The 17,882-nt window shown below is 49.6% G+C and carries 17 protein-coding genes and 1 pseudogene; 10 read left to right on the forward strand and 8 right to left on the reverse strand.

From position 1 onward, the window contains the following. The 4 genes and pseudogenes from K331_RS0118735 to K331_RS0118750 all read right to left on the reverse strand — a co-directional run. Positions 1–528, reverse strand: a pseudogene (locus K331_RS0118735) (transposase); the annotation flags it as partial. A gap of 224 nt (positions 529–752) precedes the next feature. Beyond that, a complete protein-coding gene (locus K331_RS0118740; protein ID WP_028591506.1) occupies positions 753–1,385 on the reverse strand; it encodes an XTP/dITP diphosphatase in 633 nt (210 codons plus the stop codon). After that, positions 1,385–2,146, reverse strand: coding sequence for a ribonuclease PH (gene rph, locus K331_RS0118745; protein ID WP_018885448.1), 762 nt, complete (start codon positions 2,144–2,146; stop codon positions 1,385–1,387). The genes K331_RS0118740 and rph overlap by 1 nt, the downstream gene beginning before the upstream one ends. A gap of 93 nt (positions 2,147–2,239) precedes the next feature. Then, positions 2,240–3,292, reverse strand: a complete 1,053-nt coding sequence (locus K331_RS0118750; protein WP_028591507.1) for a GerMN domain-containing protein — start codon at positions 3,290–3,292, stop codon at positions 2,240–2,242. A gap of 250 nt (positions 3,293–3,542) precedes the next feature. Here K331_RS0118750 and K331_RS0118755 point away from each other — a divergent pair, with 250 nt between their 5' ends. Beyond that, positions 3,543–4,103 (forward strand): phosphatidylglycerophosphatase A family protein, encoded by a 561-nt coding sequence (locus K331_RS0118755; RefSeq protein ID WP_028591508.1) that lies wholly within the window; start codon positions 3,543–3,545, stop codon positions 4,101–4,103. Between the two features lie 166 nt (positions 4,104–4,269). Beyond that, positions 4,270–4,722, forward strand: a complete 453-nt coding sequence (locus tag K331_RS0118760) for a GNAT family N-acetyltransferase (protein WP_051289924.1) — start codon at positions 4,270–4,272, stop codon at positions 4,720–4,722. Between the two features lie 244 nt (positions 4,723–4,966). On the opposite strand, the gene K331_RS0118765 is transcribed toward K331_RS0118760, so the two are convergent. Together K331_RS0118765 and K331_RS0118770 are read right to left on the reverse strand one after the other, a co-directional pair. Further along, positions 4,967–5,980: an MBL fold metallo-hydrolase gene (locus tag K331_RS0118765; protein WP_028591510.1), complete on the reverse strand. Its 1,014-nt coding sequence runs from the start codon at positions 5,978–5,980 to the stop codon at positions 4,967–4,969. Between the two features lie 157 nt (positions 5,981–6,137). Continuing rightward, entirely contained in the window at positions 6,138–6,881 is a 744-nt protein-coding gene (locus K331_RS0118770; protein WP_028591511.1) for a class I SAM-dependent methyltransferase, read from the reverse strand. 131 nt (positions 6,882–7,012) lie between these two features. Here K331_RS0118770 and K331_RS0118775 point away from each other — a divergent pair, with 131 nt between their 5' ends. From K331_RS0118775 to K331_RS0118785, 3 genes are all read left to right on the forward strand, one after another. Next, on the forward strand, positions 7,013–7,891 hold the full coding sequence (locus K331_RS0118775; protein WP_028591512.1) for a DUF72 domain-containing protein: 879 nt from the start codon (positions 7,013–7,015) through the stop codon (positions 7,889–7,891). Positions 7,892–8,062: 171 nt separating this feature from the next. Continuing rightward, on the forward strand, positions 8,063–10,033 hold the full coding sequence (locus tag K331_RS0118780; protein ID WP_028591513.1) for a methyl-accepting chemotaxis protein: 1,971 nt from the start codon (positions 8,063–8,065) through the stop codon (positions 10,031–10,033). A gap of 204 nt (positions 10,034–10,237) precedes the next feature. Further along, a complete protein-coding gene (locus tag K331_RS0118785) occupies positions 10,238–11,614 on the forward strand; it encodes a dipeptidase (RefSeq protein ID WP_028591514.1) in 1,377 nt (458 codons plus the stop codon). 28 nt (positions 11,615–11,642) lie between these two features. Here K331_RS0118785 and K331_RS0118790 read toward each other — a convergent pair whose 3' ends face one another. Continuing rightward, positions 11,643–12,137 carry a hypothetical protein gene (locus K331_RS0118790; RefSeq protein WP_028591515.1) on the reverse strand — a complete coding sequence of 165 codons (495 nt, stop codon included), beginning with the start codon at positions 12,135–12,137 and terminating at the stop codon, positions 11,643–11,645. A gap of 262 nt (positions 12,138–12,399) precedes the next feature. Here K331_RS0118790 and K331_RS0118795 point away from each other — a divergent pair, with 262 nt between their 5' ends. Next, the gene (locus tag K331_RS0118795; protein WP_028591516.1) at positions 12,400–14,364 is read left to right on the forward strand and encodes a methyl-accepting chemotaxis protein; all 1,965 of its coding nucleotides are present in this window, start codon (positions 12,400–12,402) and stop codon (positions 14,362–14,364) included. Positions 14,365–14,530: 166 nt separating this feature from the next. Here the strand turns inward: K331_RS0118795 and K331_RS0118800 are convergent, their stop codons facing one another. Next, positions 14,531–14,977: a VOC family protein gene (locus K331_RS0118800; RefSeq protein ID WP_028591517.1), complete on the reverse strand. Its 447-nt coding sequence runs from the start codon at positions 14,975–14,977 to the stop codon at positions 14,531–14,533. 94 nt (positions 14,978–15,071) lie between these two features. On the opposite strand from K331_RS0118800, the gene K331_RS29915 reads away from it, so the two are divergent. The 4 genes from K331_RS29915 (at position 15,072) to K331_RS0118820 (ending at position 17,808) form a co-directional block, all read left to right on the forward strand. Continuing rightward, a complete protein-coding gene (locus K331_RS29915; protein WP_084165511.1) occupies positions 15,072–16,034 on the forward strand; it encodes a helix-turn-helix transcriptional regulator in 963 nt (320 codons plus the stop codon). Positions 16,035–16,128: 94 nt separating this feature from the next. Continuing rightward, positions 16,129–16,848, forward strand: coding sequence for an SDR family NAD(P)-dependent oxidoreductase (locus tag K331_RS0118810; protein WP_028591518.1), 720 nt, complete (start codon positions 16,129–16,131; stop codon positions 16,846–16,848). A 167-nt stretch (positions 16,849–17,015) separates the two neighbouring features. Next, the gene (locus K331_RS0118815) at positions 17,016–17,339 is read left to right on the forward strand and encodes a DUF5713 family protein (protein ID WP_028591519.1); all 324 of its coding nucleotides are present in this window, start codon (positions 17,016–17,018) and stop codon (positions 17,337–17,339) included. A 40-nt stretch (positions 17,340–17,379) separates the two neighbouring features. Further along, positions 17,380–17,808, forward strand: a complete 429-nt coding sequence (locus K331_RS0118820; protein ID WP_028591520.1) for an SUKH-3 domain-containing protein — start codon at positions 17,380–17,382, stop codon at positions 17,806–17,808. Positions 17,809–17,882 lie beyond the last annotated feature (74 nt).

Below are 17,882 nucleotides of genomic sequence, written 5' to 3' on the forward strand. Positions count from 1 at the left end.
CATAGACTACTTGCGCTTTGTCTTGTTTGGTGATTTTTCCTTGTTTTGAACTAAGGCATTCAACTTTTTTAGATACGCGTTTTCCATCCGCAAACGTTCTAGTTCGGCCTGTAATGCTTCAATTGATCCTTGCGCAGGCTTATTCTGATTAGATCCGTTATTCTGTTTATCTGACATGATACGACGCCCCTTTTTCTTTGGTATTAGGGCGTCGCTACCATATTCATTAAATTCACTGCGCCACCTTCGAATAACCCCTGGTGAAGAGATATTGAAGATCACAGCAGCTTCATTTGGAGACGTCCCGTTCTCATTCATATAGTTGAGTACGTCTAGTTTAAATGGCATGGAGTAGGCTGTATAGCTTTTTTCAAAGGCTTTTAAACCGTGATATTCGTATTGCTTAATCCACATACGCAAAACTTCATGATTCACGCCTAAAGCCTTGGCAATGCTCTTTGCCCCAGCAGACCCCGAAAGATATTGATTGATTGCTTCTTTTTTTAATTCTAAATTAAATTTGGACAAAAAAACTGCACCTCCAACTGTTAGATGGTGTCTAACAATTGGGGTGCAGTTCAGAGCTGCCTGCTTATTTATTCACGATATCCTGTAATTATCCCGGCTCCTTGATCTTACCTAGTTATCATGCTTCGTGATCTGTGGAGCGCATGAGTTAGCAGATAACGGCTCTTACTCACATGTAATCTGTTCCATACGCTAGGGCTAACCGATCCAACCATCCTCTGTACTTACAGCTCGTGACTTCCCAACTGCTGTACCAAAGAGCGCAGCGCTGCCCCTCGGTGACTGATCGACTGCTTCTCCTCCATCGTTAGCTCGGCCATAGTCTTCTCGTAGGCTGGCACGTAGAATACAGGATCATAACCGAAGCCGCCATTCCCTGCTCTCTCAGTGGTAATCCAGCCTTCGGCTTCTCCAGAAGCCTCCAGCGTACGTCCTGTCTGCGGATCATACAGTACGAGTGAGCAGACGAAGCGAGCAGGGCTCAATAACGGTTGTCCCGTATCATCTCCCTGTTGCGCTCCTTCCAGCTGCTCCAGCAGCTTCTCGATGTTGTCCTCATCCGTGGCGTCCTCCCCTGCAAAGCGTGCAGAATAGACACCCGGCGCTCCACCCAGTAAGTCCACGCAAAGACCCGAATCGTCAGCAAGAACTGGCAATCCCAGAGCATCCCCTACTGTTCTGGCCTTTTTCAGGGCATTATCAGAAAAAGTCGCGCCATCCTCCACCACCTCAGGCAGATCCGGGTAATCAAACATGCTCTTAACCTCTTTGTTAAAAGGGGCCAGCGCATGGGCGAACTCGCGTACCTTGCCCTTGTTTTTCGTGGCGACAATAACGATATCCTTCTGACTGCTCATTAAGCATTCACCCCGGCTTGGCGACTCCCAATCTTCAGTGCGATTGGCCCCAGTACTTCCTTCTGGCGCTCAATTAGCTGCAGAATGCCATTCTCGCCGAGCGTCAGCATCTCTTCCAGCTCCTTGCGATCGAATGGGCTGTCCTCTCCAGTGCCTTGCAGCTCTACGAATTTGCCGCTACCCGTCATGACCAGATTCATATCGACCTTCGCTTTGGAATCCTCATCATAATTAAGATCAAGTACTGTGTTACCGCCGGCTACCCCCACGCTCACTGAGGCCAGGAAGTCCGTAATCGGAAATACCTGAAGCTTGTGCTGCTGCGCAATCTTATCGACAGCGATGGACAGCGCCACAAAGGCACCTGTAATGGAAGTGGTTCTCGTACCGCCATCTGCCTGTATAACATCACAGTCCAACGTGATTGTGCGCTCCCCAAGCGCCTGTAAGTCGACGACTGAGCGTAGTGCTCTGCCGATCAGACGCTGAATCTCCATCGTGCGTCCTCCCAGCTTGCCGCGAGCTGCCTCACGCTGGTTACGGGTGTGTGTTGCTCTAGGCAGCATCGAATATTCTGCATTGATCCAGCCCTTGCCTTGCCCCTTCATGAAGGGAGGTACCCGCTCTTCTACACTGGCAGTACACATCACCTTCGTATCTCCCATTTCAATATATACGGAGCCTTCCGCATATTTGTTCACACCTGTGGTCAACTTCATTGGCCTTAGCTCATCACTGTTGCTGCGTCCATTAGATCTCATGTTTTCCTCCTACATCGTTTGCGTCCTGCATGTTCACTCTATTCTAACAGAGGAATTGTAAAAATCCAAAAACAGGAACGCTCCGTGATCGCTCTAGATTGGAATTTCATTAATATGTTCAGGCCTTGCCACAGGTAAACCGTAATTTTGATTATCCTCGCCCATGACTGTCTTTTGCCCATTCAGCTCAATGCGGATCTTCGCTGTTCCACCGGCATTATCTGCTGCGGTAAGCACGATGGATTGCAGGAATTCCGCTGGGACGATCTCGCCATGCTCGAACATATCGTCTGTAATCGCGACACTGACCACCCCATCCTCTGTCTTCTTGACGGATTCCAGCTTCGTCTGGCCAGTCAGCACCTGATTGAGTCCTTGCTTGGACTGAGGACCATGAATAAGCTCAGTCAGTGCAGAGCTTAGCTTGTCAGGACCAGACTGAACGAGCCTCGTAACAGGCACATAGTAGGCCACGCCTGCAGGGGAAGCAGCGGAGAAATAGACCGTTACAGGGCTTGAAGACATCGCAGACACTCCGTTTCCAAGCTCCAGATTAATCCCCAAAGCCCTTGTCAACAGACGGTCGGTCGGTGTTCCATTGACTGGCATCTCATTCAGCTTGCGGCCATCCACCCATATTTGCACACTCTGTACATCCGGACGCTCCGTTAAAGTCCATGTCAGGGCTTCCAGTATTTTGCGTTCATCCTGCGCGGGATAGTCAAGGAACGAGGAGTTGAATTCCACCACAGCAACCTTGCTATCCTGATCAATACTTACGCTTTCCACCTCGGTCCCCTGCGGGAGAATTCCCTGAAAGCCCTCCGGAATGATGCCTGAGAATGGTCCGCCTTTAACGAGCATTTCAAGTGAAGTTTTCGCATTCGCTGCCGAATCTCCAGGTGCAATCGGAAGTGATACAGGAGCTAGCAGGCCGTTCTGATCCGACAAATAGACGGCCTCCAGACGATCTCCAGTCGGTACGCTCTCTCCTGATGCTGCCTTCAGCATCGCTTCTTCCACCGAGGCTGGCGGTGGATCAATGGACTGTGCCGAAGAATCGAATAGACCGCATCCAGCCAGCAGCAATGGCACCATAAGCACGCCAACAGCCGGAACTAATCTAATGGCTCTTTTACCCTTCATGAGTGTTAGCCCTCCCCTAAACCTAGTAGTTACAGCCTTGCCCACGCCCTACCGATTACGGACTTACCATAAGCGATCTTCCCGTAAACGAACCATAGCAAGCATTGTGAACAGGCTGGAGATTGTACTAATATGTATACGAGCCTGTATGCAAAAAATAACCAGTAAATTCGTCATGCATAGCTCGCTAGAAATATCTGATTCAGGAAATAATCATACGACAAGAACGGCTAAGAGAGGGTGCTTCATGATGAAGGAAGAAAAAGTTCCGTATAGTCTGAACAGCAAGAAGGTCGCCGATGCTACCCGAGAGTGGCTGCACAAGCGCGGCGTCATGATTAGTGAAATTGCAGAGCTGGTCATGCTGCTCCAGCAAAAGTACTACCCCAACCTTACGATGGAGGAATGCATTCACAATGTCGAGCAGGTACTGGCCAAGCGAGAGGTGCAGAATGCTGTACTGACTGGCATTCAGCTCGATATACTTGCAGAGCAAGGTGCCTTGATTTCCCCCCTTCAGGAAATGATTGAGAATGATGAAGGCTTGTATGGAGTAGATGAGATTCTCGCCTTTTCCATCGTCAATGTATACGGAAGCATCGGCTTCACGAACTATGGATACGTGGACAAGCTGAAGCCAGGGGTGCTGGAGCGTCTGAACGATAAGTCGAGCCTCCCGATTCATACCTTCCTGGACGATATCGTTGGCGCGATTGCCGCCTCCGCAAGCAGTCGCATTGCCCACCGCAAGCAAGCAGAGCGGGAGCGGGAGCTTGGTGAAGATACACTCGGAGACAGCATCGCTCCTTAATCACATCCCGATCGAATGAACTCTATGGGCGGTAAGATATAAGTCCGCTCGCTGAAGGATGATTAATAACGTTGGGAAATGTACCGGTAGACAGAGGGACTTAGTTGAAATGGAGAGTGAGAGGGTACTATTGAGTAAGCCAAGTAACGTGAGTGGAATGAATAGCATGAGTGGCGTGAGTGGCAAAAGTGACACGAAGGTCTCATGGAGCATTCGTCCCATGACAATAGAGGATTATGAACAGGCGTTCAGCCTGTGGGAGCATATGGAGGGATTAGCTGTCAGCGAGGCAGATTCACGAGAGCAGATTGAGCGTTATCTGAATCACAACCCCGGCTGCAGCTTCGTATGTGATATCGGCAATGGTATAGCAGGAACCGTGCTCGCCGGGCATGATGGACGCCGTGGCTTCTTGTATCATCTGGCGGTCGACTCTGCTTGGCGAGGGCGCGGCATCGGTGAGCATTTGGTCGAGCACGCCTTGCAGGCCCTACGACAGGAAGGCATTGATAAATGCCACATCTTCGTCATTAGCGGCAACGAGCAGGGAGAGCGCTTCTGGCTGTCCCACGGCTGGGAGAAGCGGGATAGCTTCCATGTCTTTTCCCGCTCCCTTTAAAGTTCTCATAATAAATTTATTCATGAGTAGTAAGCAGTAGCTTCGTCAGATTCGCTTGTAGGTGTATAGAGGCTACAGGCGGAGAGCCCTGTCAATCACTTAAGCTTGCTGTTCTGTCGACCAAGGCTCCAAAACTGATGAGCAGCAAGCTTAAAGGTAGGCACTCCGTATCTCTAGGGCTTCCCCGATTTCCGCTAACGACGATGCTCTCCAGACCATCCATCCGACCTCAGATTCGATCAAGCTACGAGTTGACTGACCACGGGGACGTTGAGTGGTGGAACAGTACCTCCTCCGCCTCTTCTCCCCCTTTTTGCGTTGCCCGCCCACGCCGAATCAACTCGAACAGATGCGCCAGTGTCTCTGACATGGCGAAGCGCATCTGATGAGGTGTCAGCTTCTGACTGAACAGCTGAATGCAGAGCTGGAAGGCTGTAGTCGGTCCTGCAACGAGCAACTCCTCCAAGCGGTTCAGCCGCTCCTCATGATGGGATAGCAAGATCCACGTTCGATCTTGAAAATTAGAAAAAGGGTTCCTATGGCCTGGGTAGGCCTTCGTTACCTCATACTTTCCGAGCTCCCTTAGCCCGTCCATATACTGCTGTAAAGGATTCGTCTCACCACCTGGCACATAGCTGATATTGGGTGAAATCTGCGGTAGCACCGCATCTCCACATAGCATCGTACGCCGCTCCGGCTGATAAAAGGACAGATGGCCAGCAGCATGTCCGCCGGTCTGGATCATCTGCCAGCATTGACCTCCCATGTTGAAGCTCTGCCGCTCATCCAGCAGGGTTACTTCCGGTTGGGGCGTCACTTGCTGCTCCCCCTCCTGCATATGTGCAGGCAGAGCCTCGAGCCACGTCGCTGTCATGCCATGTCTGGCATACAGCCCAGGCAGCTGTTGAACCATGTTCGCAGAGGCTCCCCACATTCTCCTCGCTTCCTCCTGACTTCTTTGGGACATGTAGACAGGGGCACCACTTCGCTCCTGCAGCCAGCCTGTCATTCCATAATGATCAGGATGATGGTGAGTCGCCACAATACCTTTAATCTGCTTAAAGGACAGGGATAACTGCTCAAGCAGCCACTTCCACTCCTGCTCAGCCAGCTCCGTGTGGGGACCAGGATCGATAATAGTCACACCCTCTCTGTCTCGAAGAATATAACTATTCACCCAGCGTAGGGGGAAAGCCATCGTTATTTTCGCCTGAATCAGATCATCCTCATCCCAATAAGTAAGTTCTGGTAATTTCATGAGGTCCAACACTCCTTCTTTTGGCACCAGCTTGTCTTTGTCGCCATTTCACTTGATTGAATTACTAGAAACATGAGAAATGTACGATTGACTTGAACTCTATTTCCAAGTGGACTAGGGTAACTATGTATAGCTTCTATGTAGCTACTCCTCCGTACTACTCCTTCCGGTAACCTACAAAGATCATGCGAGGAGAATTCTGCTCATCATATTTGTCCTCCTGATAGCTCCCATGCACTTGCTGAACATGAAGCCCTGCCTCCTGCAGCATCTGCATGAATTCATCATAGGTGTACAGCTTGACACGCTCTTGGTGAGTCCGCACGTCCCCTTGACCATCCTTCATGGGCCGCAGCGTGATCTGCTTACTGACATATCCGTCCTCCACCTTGCGGTGCTCTTCAATCTCCAGCCCCTCTATAGATCGGACAGAATGCGGCACCAAATGACGAATGACATAGGACGAGTTCATATAATCAATGATGAATCGCCCGTCTGGCTTCAATATTCGGCGAATCTCATGCAATACCTTCTCCTGCTCCTGATCATCCCGGAAATACCCGAACGAGGTAAAGAGGTTCACTACCGCATCATATCCGCCTTCTAATGGAAGATTTCTCATATCTGCACATACCCACTCTACCTGTTCCTGTTTATCAAGATGAGATGCTTCTTGCAAAAGTACCTTGGACAGGTCGACACCTGTCACCTTATAGCCCATCTGGGCAAGCACGATGGAGTGTCTTCCCATGCCACAGCACAGATCCAGCACACGGGCTCCCTTCGGAAGGTCCAGCCAGGATATCATTCGATGGACCTCACGGTTCGCTCCGGCTACATCGCGATGCTTATATACAATCAGATAATCTTCTCCGAAGCTGTCCTTATACCATTCTGTCATGATTTCTATCCCCCCAAATACAAGTCTATCTAGCTACTGACGTTCCATTTGGCCTGTAAAATTCTCTGATATTGTATCACATGCTACAATAATTACATGTTGCATAATTCATGACTAATGAGGTGCTACGAATGATTCATGTCGGATTAACCGGATGGGGGGACCACGAAAGCCTAGAACCCTACGGCACCAAGCCCTCAGCCAAGCTCTATGTGTACGGGACGCATTTTCCCATCGTTGAATTGGACAGCTCCTTCTATGCAGTACAGCCAGCGGAACGAATGGCAAAATGGGCGGCGGAGACGCCAGAGGGCTTCTCCTTCATCGTGAAGGCGTATCAGGGAATGACCGGACATACACGGGGCAAGATACCCTACTTCACCTCCGAAGAGGATATGTATCACGCCTTCTTGCAGTCCATAGCCCCCATGGTAGAGGTAGGCAAGCTCAAGGCAGTCTTGTTCCAATACCCACCATGGTTCGATTGCACCTTTGAAAATGTACAGATTCTACGTGATACCCGTAGTCGGATGAAGGATATTCCCTGTATCGTCGAGTTCCGTCATCAGAGCTGGTACGCGGACGAATTCTGTGAACGGACACTGGCCTTCCTATCCCGTGAGCAGTGGAGGCATAGTGTGTGTGACGAGCCGCAGGCCGGATTGGGATCGATCCCCATCGTCCCTAAGGCCACTCACCCGGAGCTGACACTCGTCAGGCTGCATGGACGCAATGTCAGCGGCTGGAATCAGAGTGATGCTCCTAACTGGCGTGAGGTACGATACCTCTATAATTATAATGAGCAGGAGCTCACCGACTGGAAGCACATCATTCTGGAGCTGCAGCAGCAGTGCAAGGAAGTATGCGTCATCTTCAACAACAACTCAGGTGGGCACGCTGCGGCTAACGCTAAGCAGTTGATGACGCTACTGGGCATGAATCCGAAGCCCCTGCCAGTTCGTCTAGCACCTGAGGATGGAGAAGACCCGGAGCAGATGAGCCTATTCTAAGCTTCAAGTTATTTCCTTAGAATCCCCTCTCTCTTTTCCCCCGGAATTGGCCGATATATATAGTATCAGCATGCTGCGGGATTTCATGTAAAAGCCCGCAGCATGCGTTATATCAAGCAGATGCTCCATTAACCGATGGGTGCAGTTCGTGCAGAAAGCCGGGGGATTGGAATGAAACTTGGATTCTTGACGCTTCGAAAAAAATTAATCGCAGCATTTCTTTTTTGCTTGCTTGTCCCCACGTCTATCATTGGTGTGTTCTCATATCTGGCTGCTGGAGATCAGATTCGTAGTGAGTTATTGAATAGTGCACAAGCAGGCACTAATGCAGCCGATATGGCTGTCACCCAGACACTTAGCGTTAAGATGAAAGACATTGAATATTATGCAACCGTGTTCAGTCCAGACATGACTATGGAGCCGGAAGACTCCGGTATTCTTAATGTACTGGATACATATTTGAATACACATGGTGACGTTCTGAACATGTATCTGGCTACTCCAGATGGTCGGATTGCGCCAGGACGTCCCCTTACCTCCAGCAATTATGACCCTCGTGAGAGACCATGGTACAAGCTCGCGATGAGCAATCCTGGTCAGACCGTTATGACGCCTGTAGAGCTGAATTCGCAGCAGGTCCCTGTCGTGTTCATTTCCCGAACATTACCAGATGGAAGTGGCGTTGTGGGACTATCCCTGGATCTTAGCGCACTGCAAGCCATGACGAACATGAAGATTGGGCAAGAGGGCTACGTCCTGATTTTGGATAACACGCATAAGGTTGTTGTACACCCGACACTGGCCAGTGCAGACCAGCCGGAAGGTGCATGGGTTGATCAATTGTTTGGTGCCTCAGAGGGGCTATTCTCCTACACAGACGCTGATAGCAGTAGAGAGATGAGCTTTACGACGAATGAGCTGTCTGGCTGGAAGATCGCCGGAAGCCTTGACACCGCCGAGATTCAGGCAGCTGTAAGGCCGCTCTTGAACTTCATTGTCATTGTAATGGTCGTATCGGCCTTGCTGGTTGGTGTGGCTGCGGTCATTATCGTCCGTTCCCTGTTGCGACCACTCCATCGTCTCGGTCGGTCTGCCGAGAGCATCAGTCAGGGAGACCTGGCTAGCCAGGTCCGGATTGATAGCCGCGATGAAGTAGGCGTGCTCGCCAGTCACTTCCAGACTATGGTGGACAATCTGAGAGGTATGGTAGGCGGCATTCAGGACATGACCGTCAATCTGTCCTCCTCCGCCCAGCAGCTGGCAGCTGGCGCTCAGCAGACAACGAGTGCGATAGAGCATGTCACGGTAGCCATGCAGGATGTGGCTTCAGGAACAGAGCAGCAAGCCATGCGGGTGCAGGAAGGTCAGGACAGCATGCAAGTCATTGCTGGCAAGTCACACGCGATGACCGAGCTGATTATCCAGATGTCCGAGCTATCTGAGCAAGCTATCGTGGCCTCGGATCAGGGTAGTGAGCATATCGGGACCAGTATCATGCACATTGACGGCATTCAAGCCATCGTCGAGGAGCTGGATAGCGTAATCAACACGCTAAATGAACGTTCCGGGCACATCGGCAGTATCATCACATTGATCTCCGAGATTGCCAAGCAGACCAACCTGCTGGCCTTGAATGCCTCCATTGAAGCGGCACGAGCTGGAGAGCAAGGCAAGGGCTTTGCCGTAGTAGCTACGGAAGTCGGCAAGCTCGCGGCGAACTCCTCTGCATCTGCGCAGCAGATTCGGGATCAGATCTCCAGCATTCAGGAAAGCGTGAACCAAGCTCTTCAATCCATGGACACGGTGAAGGCAAGAGTTCAGGAGGGGATTGCGTCCATTGATCTGTCAGGACGCTCCTTCTCTCGTATTCGTCGGAATGTAGCCAAGACAGCCGAGCAGCTGGATACCATCACACGTTCCTCCGAGGAGGTAACAGCAGGAGCCAATAGGGCAGCTGAAGCCATGGCTGACATCTCTCGTCTGGCCCAAGAGGCAGCCGCAAATACCGAGACCGTCTCTGCAGCAGCTCAGCAGCAGCTGGCTTCTATGGAAGAGATCGGCTCGTCTGCTGCGGATCTGACACACCTGGCAGAGCAGTTACGTACACAGGTCGAGAAGTTCCGCATTGATTCAAATGAATAGAGAACAGCAGGATAGATAGCGTCACAGGAATTTGATTGAGACGATGATCAAGCTTCACCAAAGAAGGTTCTTCTCCGGGTCTGCAATACACTCTGACCTGCGCAGAAGAACCTTTTGTGTCGTTCTTTCCGTTTTACCTTCAAAACGTGTACAATAGACAGGGACAGATTATGGAAAGAAAAGATTGAAGGAGGTCCTAAGTAGATGAGTTCCAACATCTATACTACATATTTTGCAGACCATCGGGAGCAGCACCTGTCAGAGCTGAAGGAATGGCTGACCATCCCCAGTATTTCTGCACTAAGCAATCACAAACAAGACGTGAACAGAGCAGCATCATGGCTGGCTGATCACCTGAAGGCAGCAGGTCTTGAGCATATCGAGATCATTGAGACAGCTGGCCATCCCATCGTATATGCGGATCATCTGCATGCCCCAGGGAAGCCCACCTTGCTAGTCTATGGGCACTATGATGTGCAGCCCGTCGATCCGCTCCATCTATGGGAGACACCTCCGTTCGAGCCGACGGAACGTGATGGCAAGCTGTATGCACGCGGAGCAACAGATGATAAGGGACAGATCTTCATGCACGTCAAAGCGATCGAGGCCATTCTTCGTGAAGACGGCAAGCTTCCGGTCAATATCAAGTTCTGCATAGAGGGTGAAGAAGAGATTGGTAGCCCTAATCTGTTAAAATTCCTCAACACTTCAGAAGCTGCAACCAAGCTGTCTGCGGATGCAGTGCTGGTCTCCGATACCTCCCTGATTGAGAAAGGCAAACCAGCGATCTGCACAGGGCTGCGCGGACTTTGCTCCATGGAGCTGTCCCTGCACACAGCCAATACAGATCTACATTCCGGCAGCTATGGTGGTGGAGTGCCGAACGCACTTCATGCCATGGTCACGCTATTAGCTACCCTGCATGATGAGCAAGGACGTGTCGGTGTGGATGGCTTCTATGATGACGTTGAGCCTCTCTCCCCAGCCATGAAGACGGAGCTGGAGAAGATGGATCTGGATGAAGAGAAGCTACGCCAGGGTCTGGGTCTGGAGAGTCTCTATGGCGAAGAGGGCTTTAACTTCGTGGAGCGTGTCGGTGTACGTCCAACTCTGGAGCTGAATGGTGTATACGGTGGCTTCCAGGGCGAAGGCAGCAAGACGGTCATTCCTAAGGAGGCTCATGCAAAGATTACCTGCCGACTGGTAGCGAATCAGGACCCACAGGACATCCTGGACAAGATTGAGCGGCATTTGAATGCTCATGTACCTACTGGTGCTCGCATTGATGTTCGCCAGAAGGAGAAGGCCCGTGCTTTCAACATTGATCCGGATCAGCCTTTCCTGCAGCAGGCGGCAGATGCGTTCGAACGGGTCTACGGCAGACGGGCCATCTTCACCAAGGATGGTGGCTCCATTCCCATCGTTGAGACCTTCGCACGGGCTTTGTCCGCACCAGTTGTACTGATGGGCTTCGGTCTGCCAGATGAGAATCTGCACGCACCGAACGAGCATTTCAATCTGGAGAACTTCGATAAAGGTCTGTTGACGATCGTCGAATACATTCGTTCGCTGCAAGCCTGAATTATAGAACAAAAAAAACAACCGGCGCTCAGCCGGTTGTTTCTCTTTCCACGAAATATTTATTGGTCATATAGTATGCTTCGCCACGTGAAGTTTCTACCATTCCCTTCTTTGAATCCAGGAACACGATCTCCTTACATTTGGTACAGTACCACTTGGTTCGCTTGAATGGGGACTCTGTTACATATGCGGTACCGCACTTGCAGTCAATTTTGATCAAAATCTCTGTTTCTTTGTAGGCGTTCGATAGCTGCTTCAAATTGCTGTCTGTCTGTTGCTGTTGGACAGGCGTGATTACTTCCTGATAGCTGGAAGAAGAATTATGTACTTTGAAATCAGCAACCAAGTCTGCGTGCAGGCCGAAAAATTCTTTTCCAATCTCGGTGACGAACTTCGTTCCACTCTTGTAACAATTCATCCACTCCTGGATCTGCTGATTAGACAAAGGCACAGTGCCCTTAATGCCACTGTTTAATGTGTAGGTCATGATGTATAAAGTATCCTCTTGTCTGTTTGCGTACATGAAGAGCCTCCTTTGGATTCACTGCTAATGTACTATAAAGATATGAAAACATCAATGCTATCCCTTATTTTAACCTTAATGTGGCAAAAACCGTGGCTTGACGATTTTGATTTATTTTTTACATTTCTGATCTGGGCGTCCAAATTCCATACTTTTACAAATTCTCTCTCATTACTTTTAGCCCTTCGCCCGATATATATTCATGTAAGCTGTTAAACAATTCCCAATACTAGAACAGAAACAGACAACGGAGGAGAGACATATGAAGTTAGGCTTTTTTACTTTGCGCAGAAAATTGCTCGGATCATTTCTAATCTGTATGGTGATCCCAGCTTTATTAGTTAGCATAATAGCTTATGAAGTGGCCGCTGACAAAATTGAAGCCGAGTTGATGTCGGGGGCCCAGTCCAGCATCTCAGCTGCCGACATGATCACTACCCAGACGATTAGTACCAAGGTAAAAGATATTGATTTTTATGCTGGCATCTTGAGCACCGATATGACAGCCAATCCCGAGGATTCCGAGCTGCTACATGAACTTCAGCTGTATCTATCCACTCATGCAGAGGTTACGAATATTTTCGTAGGTACGAAAGATGGCATCATGGTGCGAGGTCTGGAGCGTAACTCCTCGGAGCCCTATGATCCGCGAGAAAGAGCCTGGTACAAGGATGCCATGAACAAGCCCGGTGAGACGATAATCTCATCCGTGTCCTTGAATACCGAGAACATCCCTGTCGTGTTCATCTCACGCGTGCTTGCTGATGGAAACGGGGTCCTGGGTATGTCTCTGAATCTGACGGCATTGCAGGAGCTGACCAACATGAAGGTCGGTGATCATGGATACATACTAATCCTTGATGGCAGCAAACAGATTATCAGTCATCCTACACAGCCTGCTGGAGAAGTGGCGGAGACGGATCTCAGCGATGGGTTGTTCAAGGATGCCTCCGGTCAATTCGATCATATTGATGACGCAGGAGCCGCTGAACGCATGAAGTATATAACTAACGAGTTAACAGGCTGGAAAATTGCAGGGGTACTGCAGATTTCCGAAATCTCACAGGCCATCGCACCAATTACCTATGCGACCTTCATCGTGCTTGGTGTGTCTACTGTGGTCATTGGCCTGCTTTCCTACTGGTTGATTCACTCGATGCTGAAGCCACTGCAACGACTCAGACAGGTGGCTGAGCAGGTCAGCAATGGAGATCTGACACAGCAGACAACAATCACCAGTCGGGATGAAATCGGCTTATTAGCTAGTTATTTCGGAACCATGGTACACAATCTCCGCTCAATGGTAGTGAGCATCCAGGATCTAACCTCGAATCTGTCTGCCTCTTCTCAGGAGCTTGCGGCAGGTGCAGAGCAGACTACGCGTGCCATTGAGCATGTAACTGTAGCAATCCAGGATGTAGCCTCAGGCAGTGAGAAGCAGGCCGACAAGGTCCAGCACGGTCAGGAGAGCCTACAGGGCATTGCAGAGCAGATGACTTCCATGACTAATCTTGTAGCGCAAATGGCGGAGTTCACCGAGCAGAGCATTACCGCGTCTGACAATGGTAGCGAGCAGATTGGTCACAGCGTAGTCCACGTGGATGGCATCCGTTCCATTGTCGAGGAGCTCGATACTATTATCGCTGCACTTAACGAACGCTCTGTGCACATTGGTACCATTGTCACACTGATGGCGGACATTGCAAGACAGACCAACTTGTTGTCTCTCAATGCTTCCATTGAAGCCGCAAGAGCTGGTGAGCATGGTAAAGGCTTTGCCGTCGTGGCCTCCGAGGTTCGCCAGCTGGCTGAGAACTCGTCCGCTTCCGCTGGACAGATTAACGAGCAGATCGCGGGCATCCAGCAGCAGGTCACTGAAGCCCTGCAAGCAATGCAGACCGTGAAGGAACGCGTCGGAGAAGGTATTCTGTCCATTGACTCGTCAGGCCGCTCCTTCTCTCGCATTCGCAGAAGCGTCATGAAGGCTGCGAAGCAGCTGGAGTCGGTATCCGGCGCTGTGCAGGAGATATCCCACGGGGCTGAAGATGTCGTGCTTACGATGACCGAAGTGACCCATCTGGCGCAGGAGGCTGCAGCCCATACAGAGACTGTCTCTGCCGCAGCCCAGCAGCAGCTGGCTTCCATGGAGGAGATTGGTTCCTCCGCTGCAGACCTGACTCGCCTGGCAGAGCAGCTACAGGAGCTTGCGGGTAGGTTCCGCATTTAAGGATGTCCTGAGTACGCTAGATAGAATACTAGACGAACGTGCCTGGATAAATACGCTACACCTGACGTATGTTCTAGCACAGTCAATCACTTACAACGAAGAGCCTCCCGGTCCACATCAGTGGACTGGTGAGGCTCTTCTCTGTCATGCTCCATTTTTGCCCCGGTTACTTGGCCAGACGCTTGTCGTACATCAATTGAATCAGAATACCGAATGGATCTTGTACAATCCCATAGGCCTCGCTGAAGACGATCTCGCCCAAAGGTCGGATCACCTCGGTTCTCGATTCCTGAAGCAGTGAATGATACATGCCTTCGATCTCCTGCCGATCTGCAGATTGAATACACAGGGAAATATGATTTCCTGCTTGGTAGCTTGATTGAGGGAGCATCGTCTCCTCCGCTAGCATAAGCTTATGCACCCCAACCTCCAGTATGGAATGGGATACCCACTGCTCTGTTCCTTCCTTCACCACCAGAGTCGGTTCCATTCTCTTCATCTCTTCATAGGTCACCTTGAAGATGACCTTGGCCTGAAGATGACGCGTATAAAATTCAATAGCCTCTGCCGCTCTTCCATTCATCGATAAAAATGTAACTACCTCGTAGCTCATAATGTCACTCCTTTATTCATGTATGATGTTACGTGTGATCTATGTATACTATAATCACGAAAGGTATCAAAATTAGACACCATTGGTGGAGACTATGAAAAAATACGAAAACATATACAGGATCATGAATTATGCCTACAAAAAAGATCGCTTCACACTGCAGGATCTAATGACAGAATTCAGCATTTCCAAAAGCACCGCCCTCCGCTACGTCAAAGCCCTTGAAGATATCGGTGTGCCCTTATACTCGGAAATGGGCCGCTACGGTGGCTACACTATTCTGGACACCTATAAGCTGCCCCCCGTGACTTTTTCTCCACAGGAGGCCTACGCCCTGTTCTTCTCTATGAAGAGTATGGAGCTGCTAGGGGCTATACCCTTCCAAGCCGAATATGGTGCCATACGTTCTAAATTTCTGGATTCGGTATCGCCGAATATCAGGAGTACACTGGAGCAGTTGAACTCTCGTATTTCATTTGGTACTGTGAAGCTAGCTGACGATTGCCCTATGCTGGAGCCCATTCTTCGAGCGATTCTGAAGCCGTCTGTAGTAAGCATCGTATATCAGACCGCGCACAAGCACACCAAACGGCGCATCCAGCCCATAGGCATGCTCGCCAAGTATGGTAAATGGTACTGTCCGTCATGGGACCTCGACAAACAGGAATACAGGCTGTTCCGTTGTGACCGGATCATCCAATTGACTGTACTTGACGATCTACCTCTGAAGTGGCTGCAGGATCTGGATCTGACCAATCACTTCCAGTTGGTGCGCAAGAGTGATCAGGCGATGGATTACATTATTACCATTGCTACAGAAGGCGAACCCATCTACGAGCGTTCTCATTATCCCAATATGTCGCTTGAGAAGAAGAATGGACAGGATGGACAAAGCTTGATCACTGGCTGGATCGAACCTTCTGAGATCGATTTCCTACTCCAATATTGTCATCAATTCGGGCCTTATTTGCTTGATATTCATCCTTATTACATTAAGCAGAGGTTCGCTCATCAACTCGTCAGCATGAAGGAACGACTGGACAAGAGCATTCCATAGTGAAGGAGCTCGAAAGACAGATGTAATGGTAGAACGTACGATAATGAAGGAAATGAAATGATATATCAAACTGTTTAGCAATGAAGGAGAACATATGAGAAACTATATTATTTTTGGTGCAAGCAAGGGGTTGGGCGATGCCTTTGTGAAAGGACTGCCTGATCAGGGGGATCAAGTATGGATCGTCTCCAGAAATAAGCCAAGCAGTATGGAGCTTGCGGATGGCGTCAATAGAAGATGGATTGCCGCCGATCTGGGGCAACCAAACGCTGCACAGGCCGTGTCCGATGCTCTGCAAGGCGAGACCATTGATGTACTCATCTATAACGTGGGTATCTGGGAAAAGGAAGGCTTCGAGGAGCACTATAGCTTTGACCTAGATACTCCTGCTGAGATATCGAATATTATCCAGGTGAACATCACCGCGACGATTACCTGTATCCAGGCATTATTGCCTAATGTACGACATTCTGAGGCTGGCAAAATCATCATGATTGGTTCGACAGCCGGGCTGGATCATACTAATAATGCCCAAGTGTCCTTCGTGGCTTCCAAGTTCGGCCTGCGCGGTATTGCGAATGCATTGCGGGAGCATGTTCGCAAGGACAACATCGCAGTCACCTGCGTCAATCCCGGAGAGTTGGCCGCAGAGATTCCGTTCGAGGATGGGCCGGACAAGGCGATTGCAGAATATGATGGGACACGGATTCCCGTACAAGATATCGTCTCCATCGTGAAATGCATTGTCAGCCTGTCCAAGGTCGCTTGCGTCAAAGAAATTCATGTGCCTGCCATTACGGATGTTAATGCATAAGGTTAATGCGTAGTGATGTAGATCCGTAGAGGCACACATTCGCAACTTGTAGTACCTAATGTAGAGCATCACATACCATGAATCATTCGTATTCAAGAATAGCCGTATAGGCTAAGACATGATCTAGCTCAATAAGCACTTTCAATTCACTAAGGAGGCACAGTCCATTGAATGCAAAGCCAAAGTTCAAGCTTCTAACAGACATGTATAGCAGCAGTTATTATCCCGATTTTCTGGTAGACAAGATCAAGGATGAAATAGTTAGCCTGGTTCATTTTCTGGAGACCGACACTAAGGACCTTGAAGCCATTCAAGAGAAGCTCGACCAGATGACGAGTACCATTAACGATATTCAGGAGCTGTTCTGGGAACATGAGAGCGAGATTGAGACTGTTGCGCGGGATAGCATTGCTGTATCTGTGAGAGATGTGCTTCAATTCTTCGCCATTGATATTGATCTGGAAGAAGCTCTTCGCGAACGAGATTGGTAAGGAGCAAGAGTATGGCAGCAGACGTTAAGGAGAATAGATAATGTATGTAAAATCACTTCCCAGACATGAGCAGTATGAAATGTTTCTAAAAGTTGCAGGCTGGTATGAAGGTCGCACAGTAGACATTACAGCATATAAAGAGATGGCTAGCTCAAGATTCGTAGAGTTGACACCAGCTTCCTACCAGTTCATTGCGAGCTATGCCAATCTGGAGCCGAACATCCAGTTCTGTTATGAGGAAGGCGGCGATAACTATTTTGATTTTGACTTCAGGCTGAACATCGAAGCAGCTGATATTTTCAGCCAAGGCCAGGACTATCAGAGTATCCTTCGTCATGCTCAAGAGAAATGTCTATGTATTGGCATTATGGGACACTATTATGCGGGTGTGCTCGCTATCGGTGAGTCTGGAACCCTGTATCTGAAGCATGATTATAATGATCATGTCCAACAATTCACTTGCAGATGATTTTATACGGAGCTGAGCATCACATCCTTATATTATCCGATACCATTGATGCGGATGTGCATAAGCACTCTTTT

Source organism: Paenibacillus massiliensis subsp. panacisoli DSM 21345 (assembly GCF_000426545.1).
In the GTDB taxonomy this organism is placed as follows: domain Bacteria; phylum Bacillota; class Bacilli; order Paenibacillales; family Paenibacillaceae; genus Paenibacillus; species Paenibacillus panacisoli.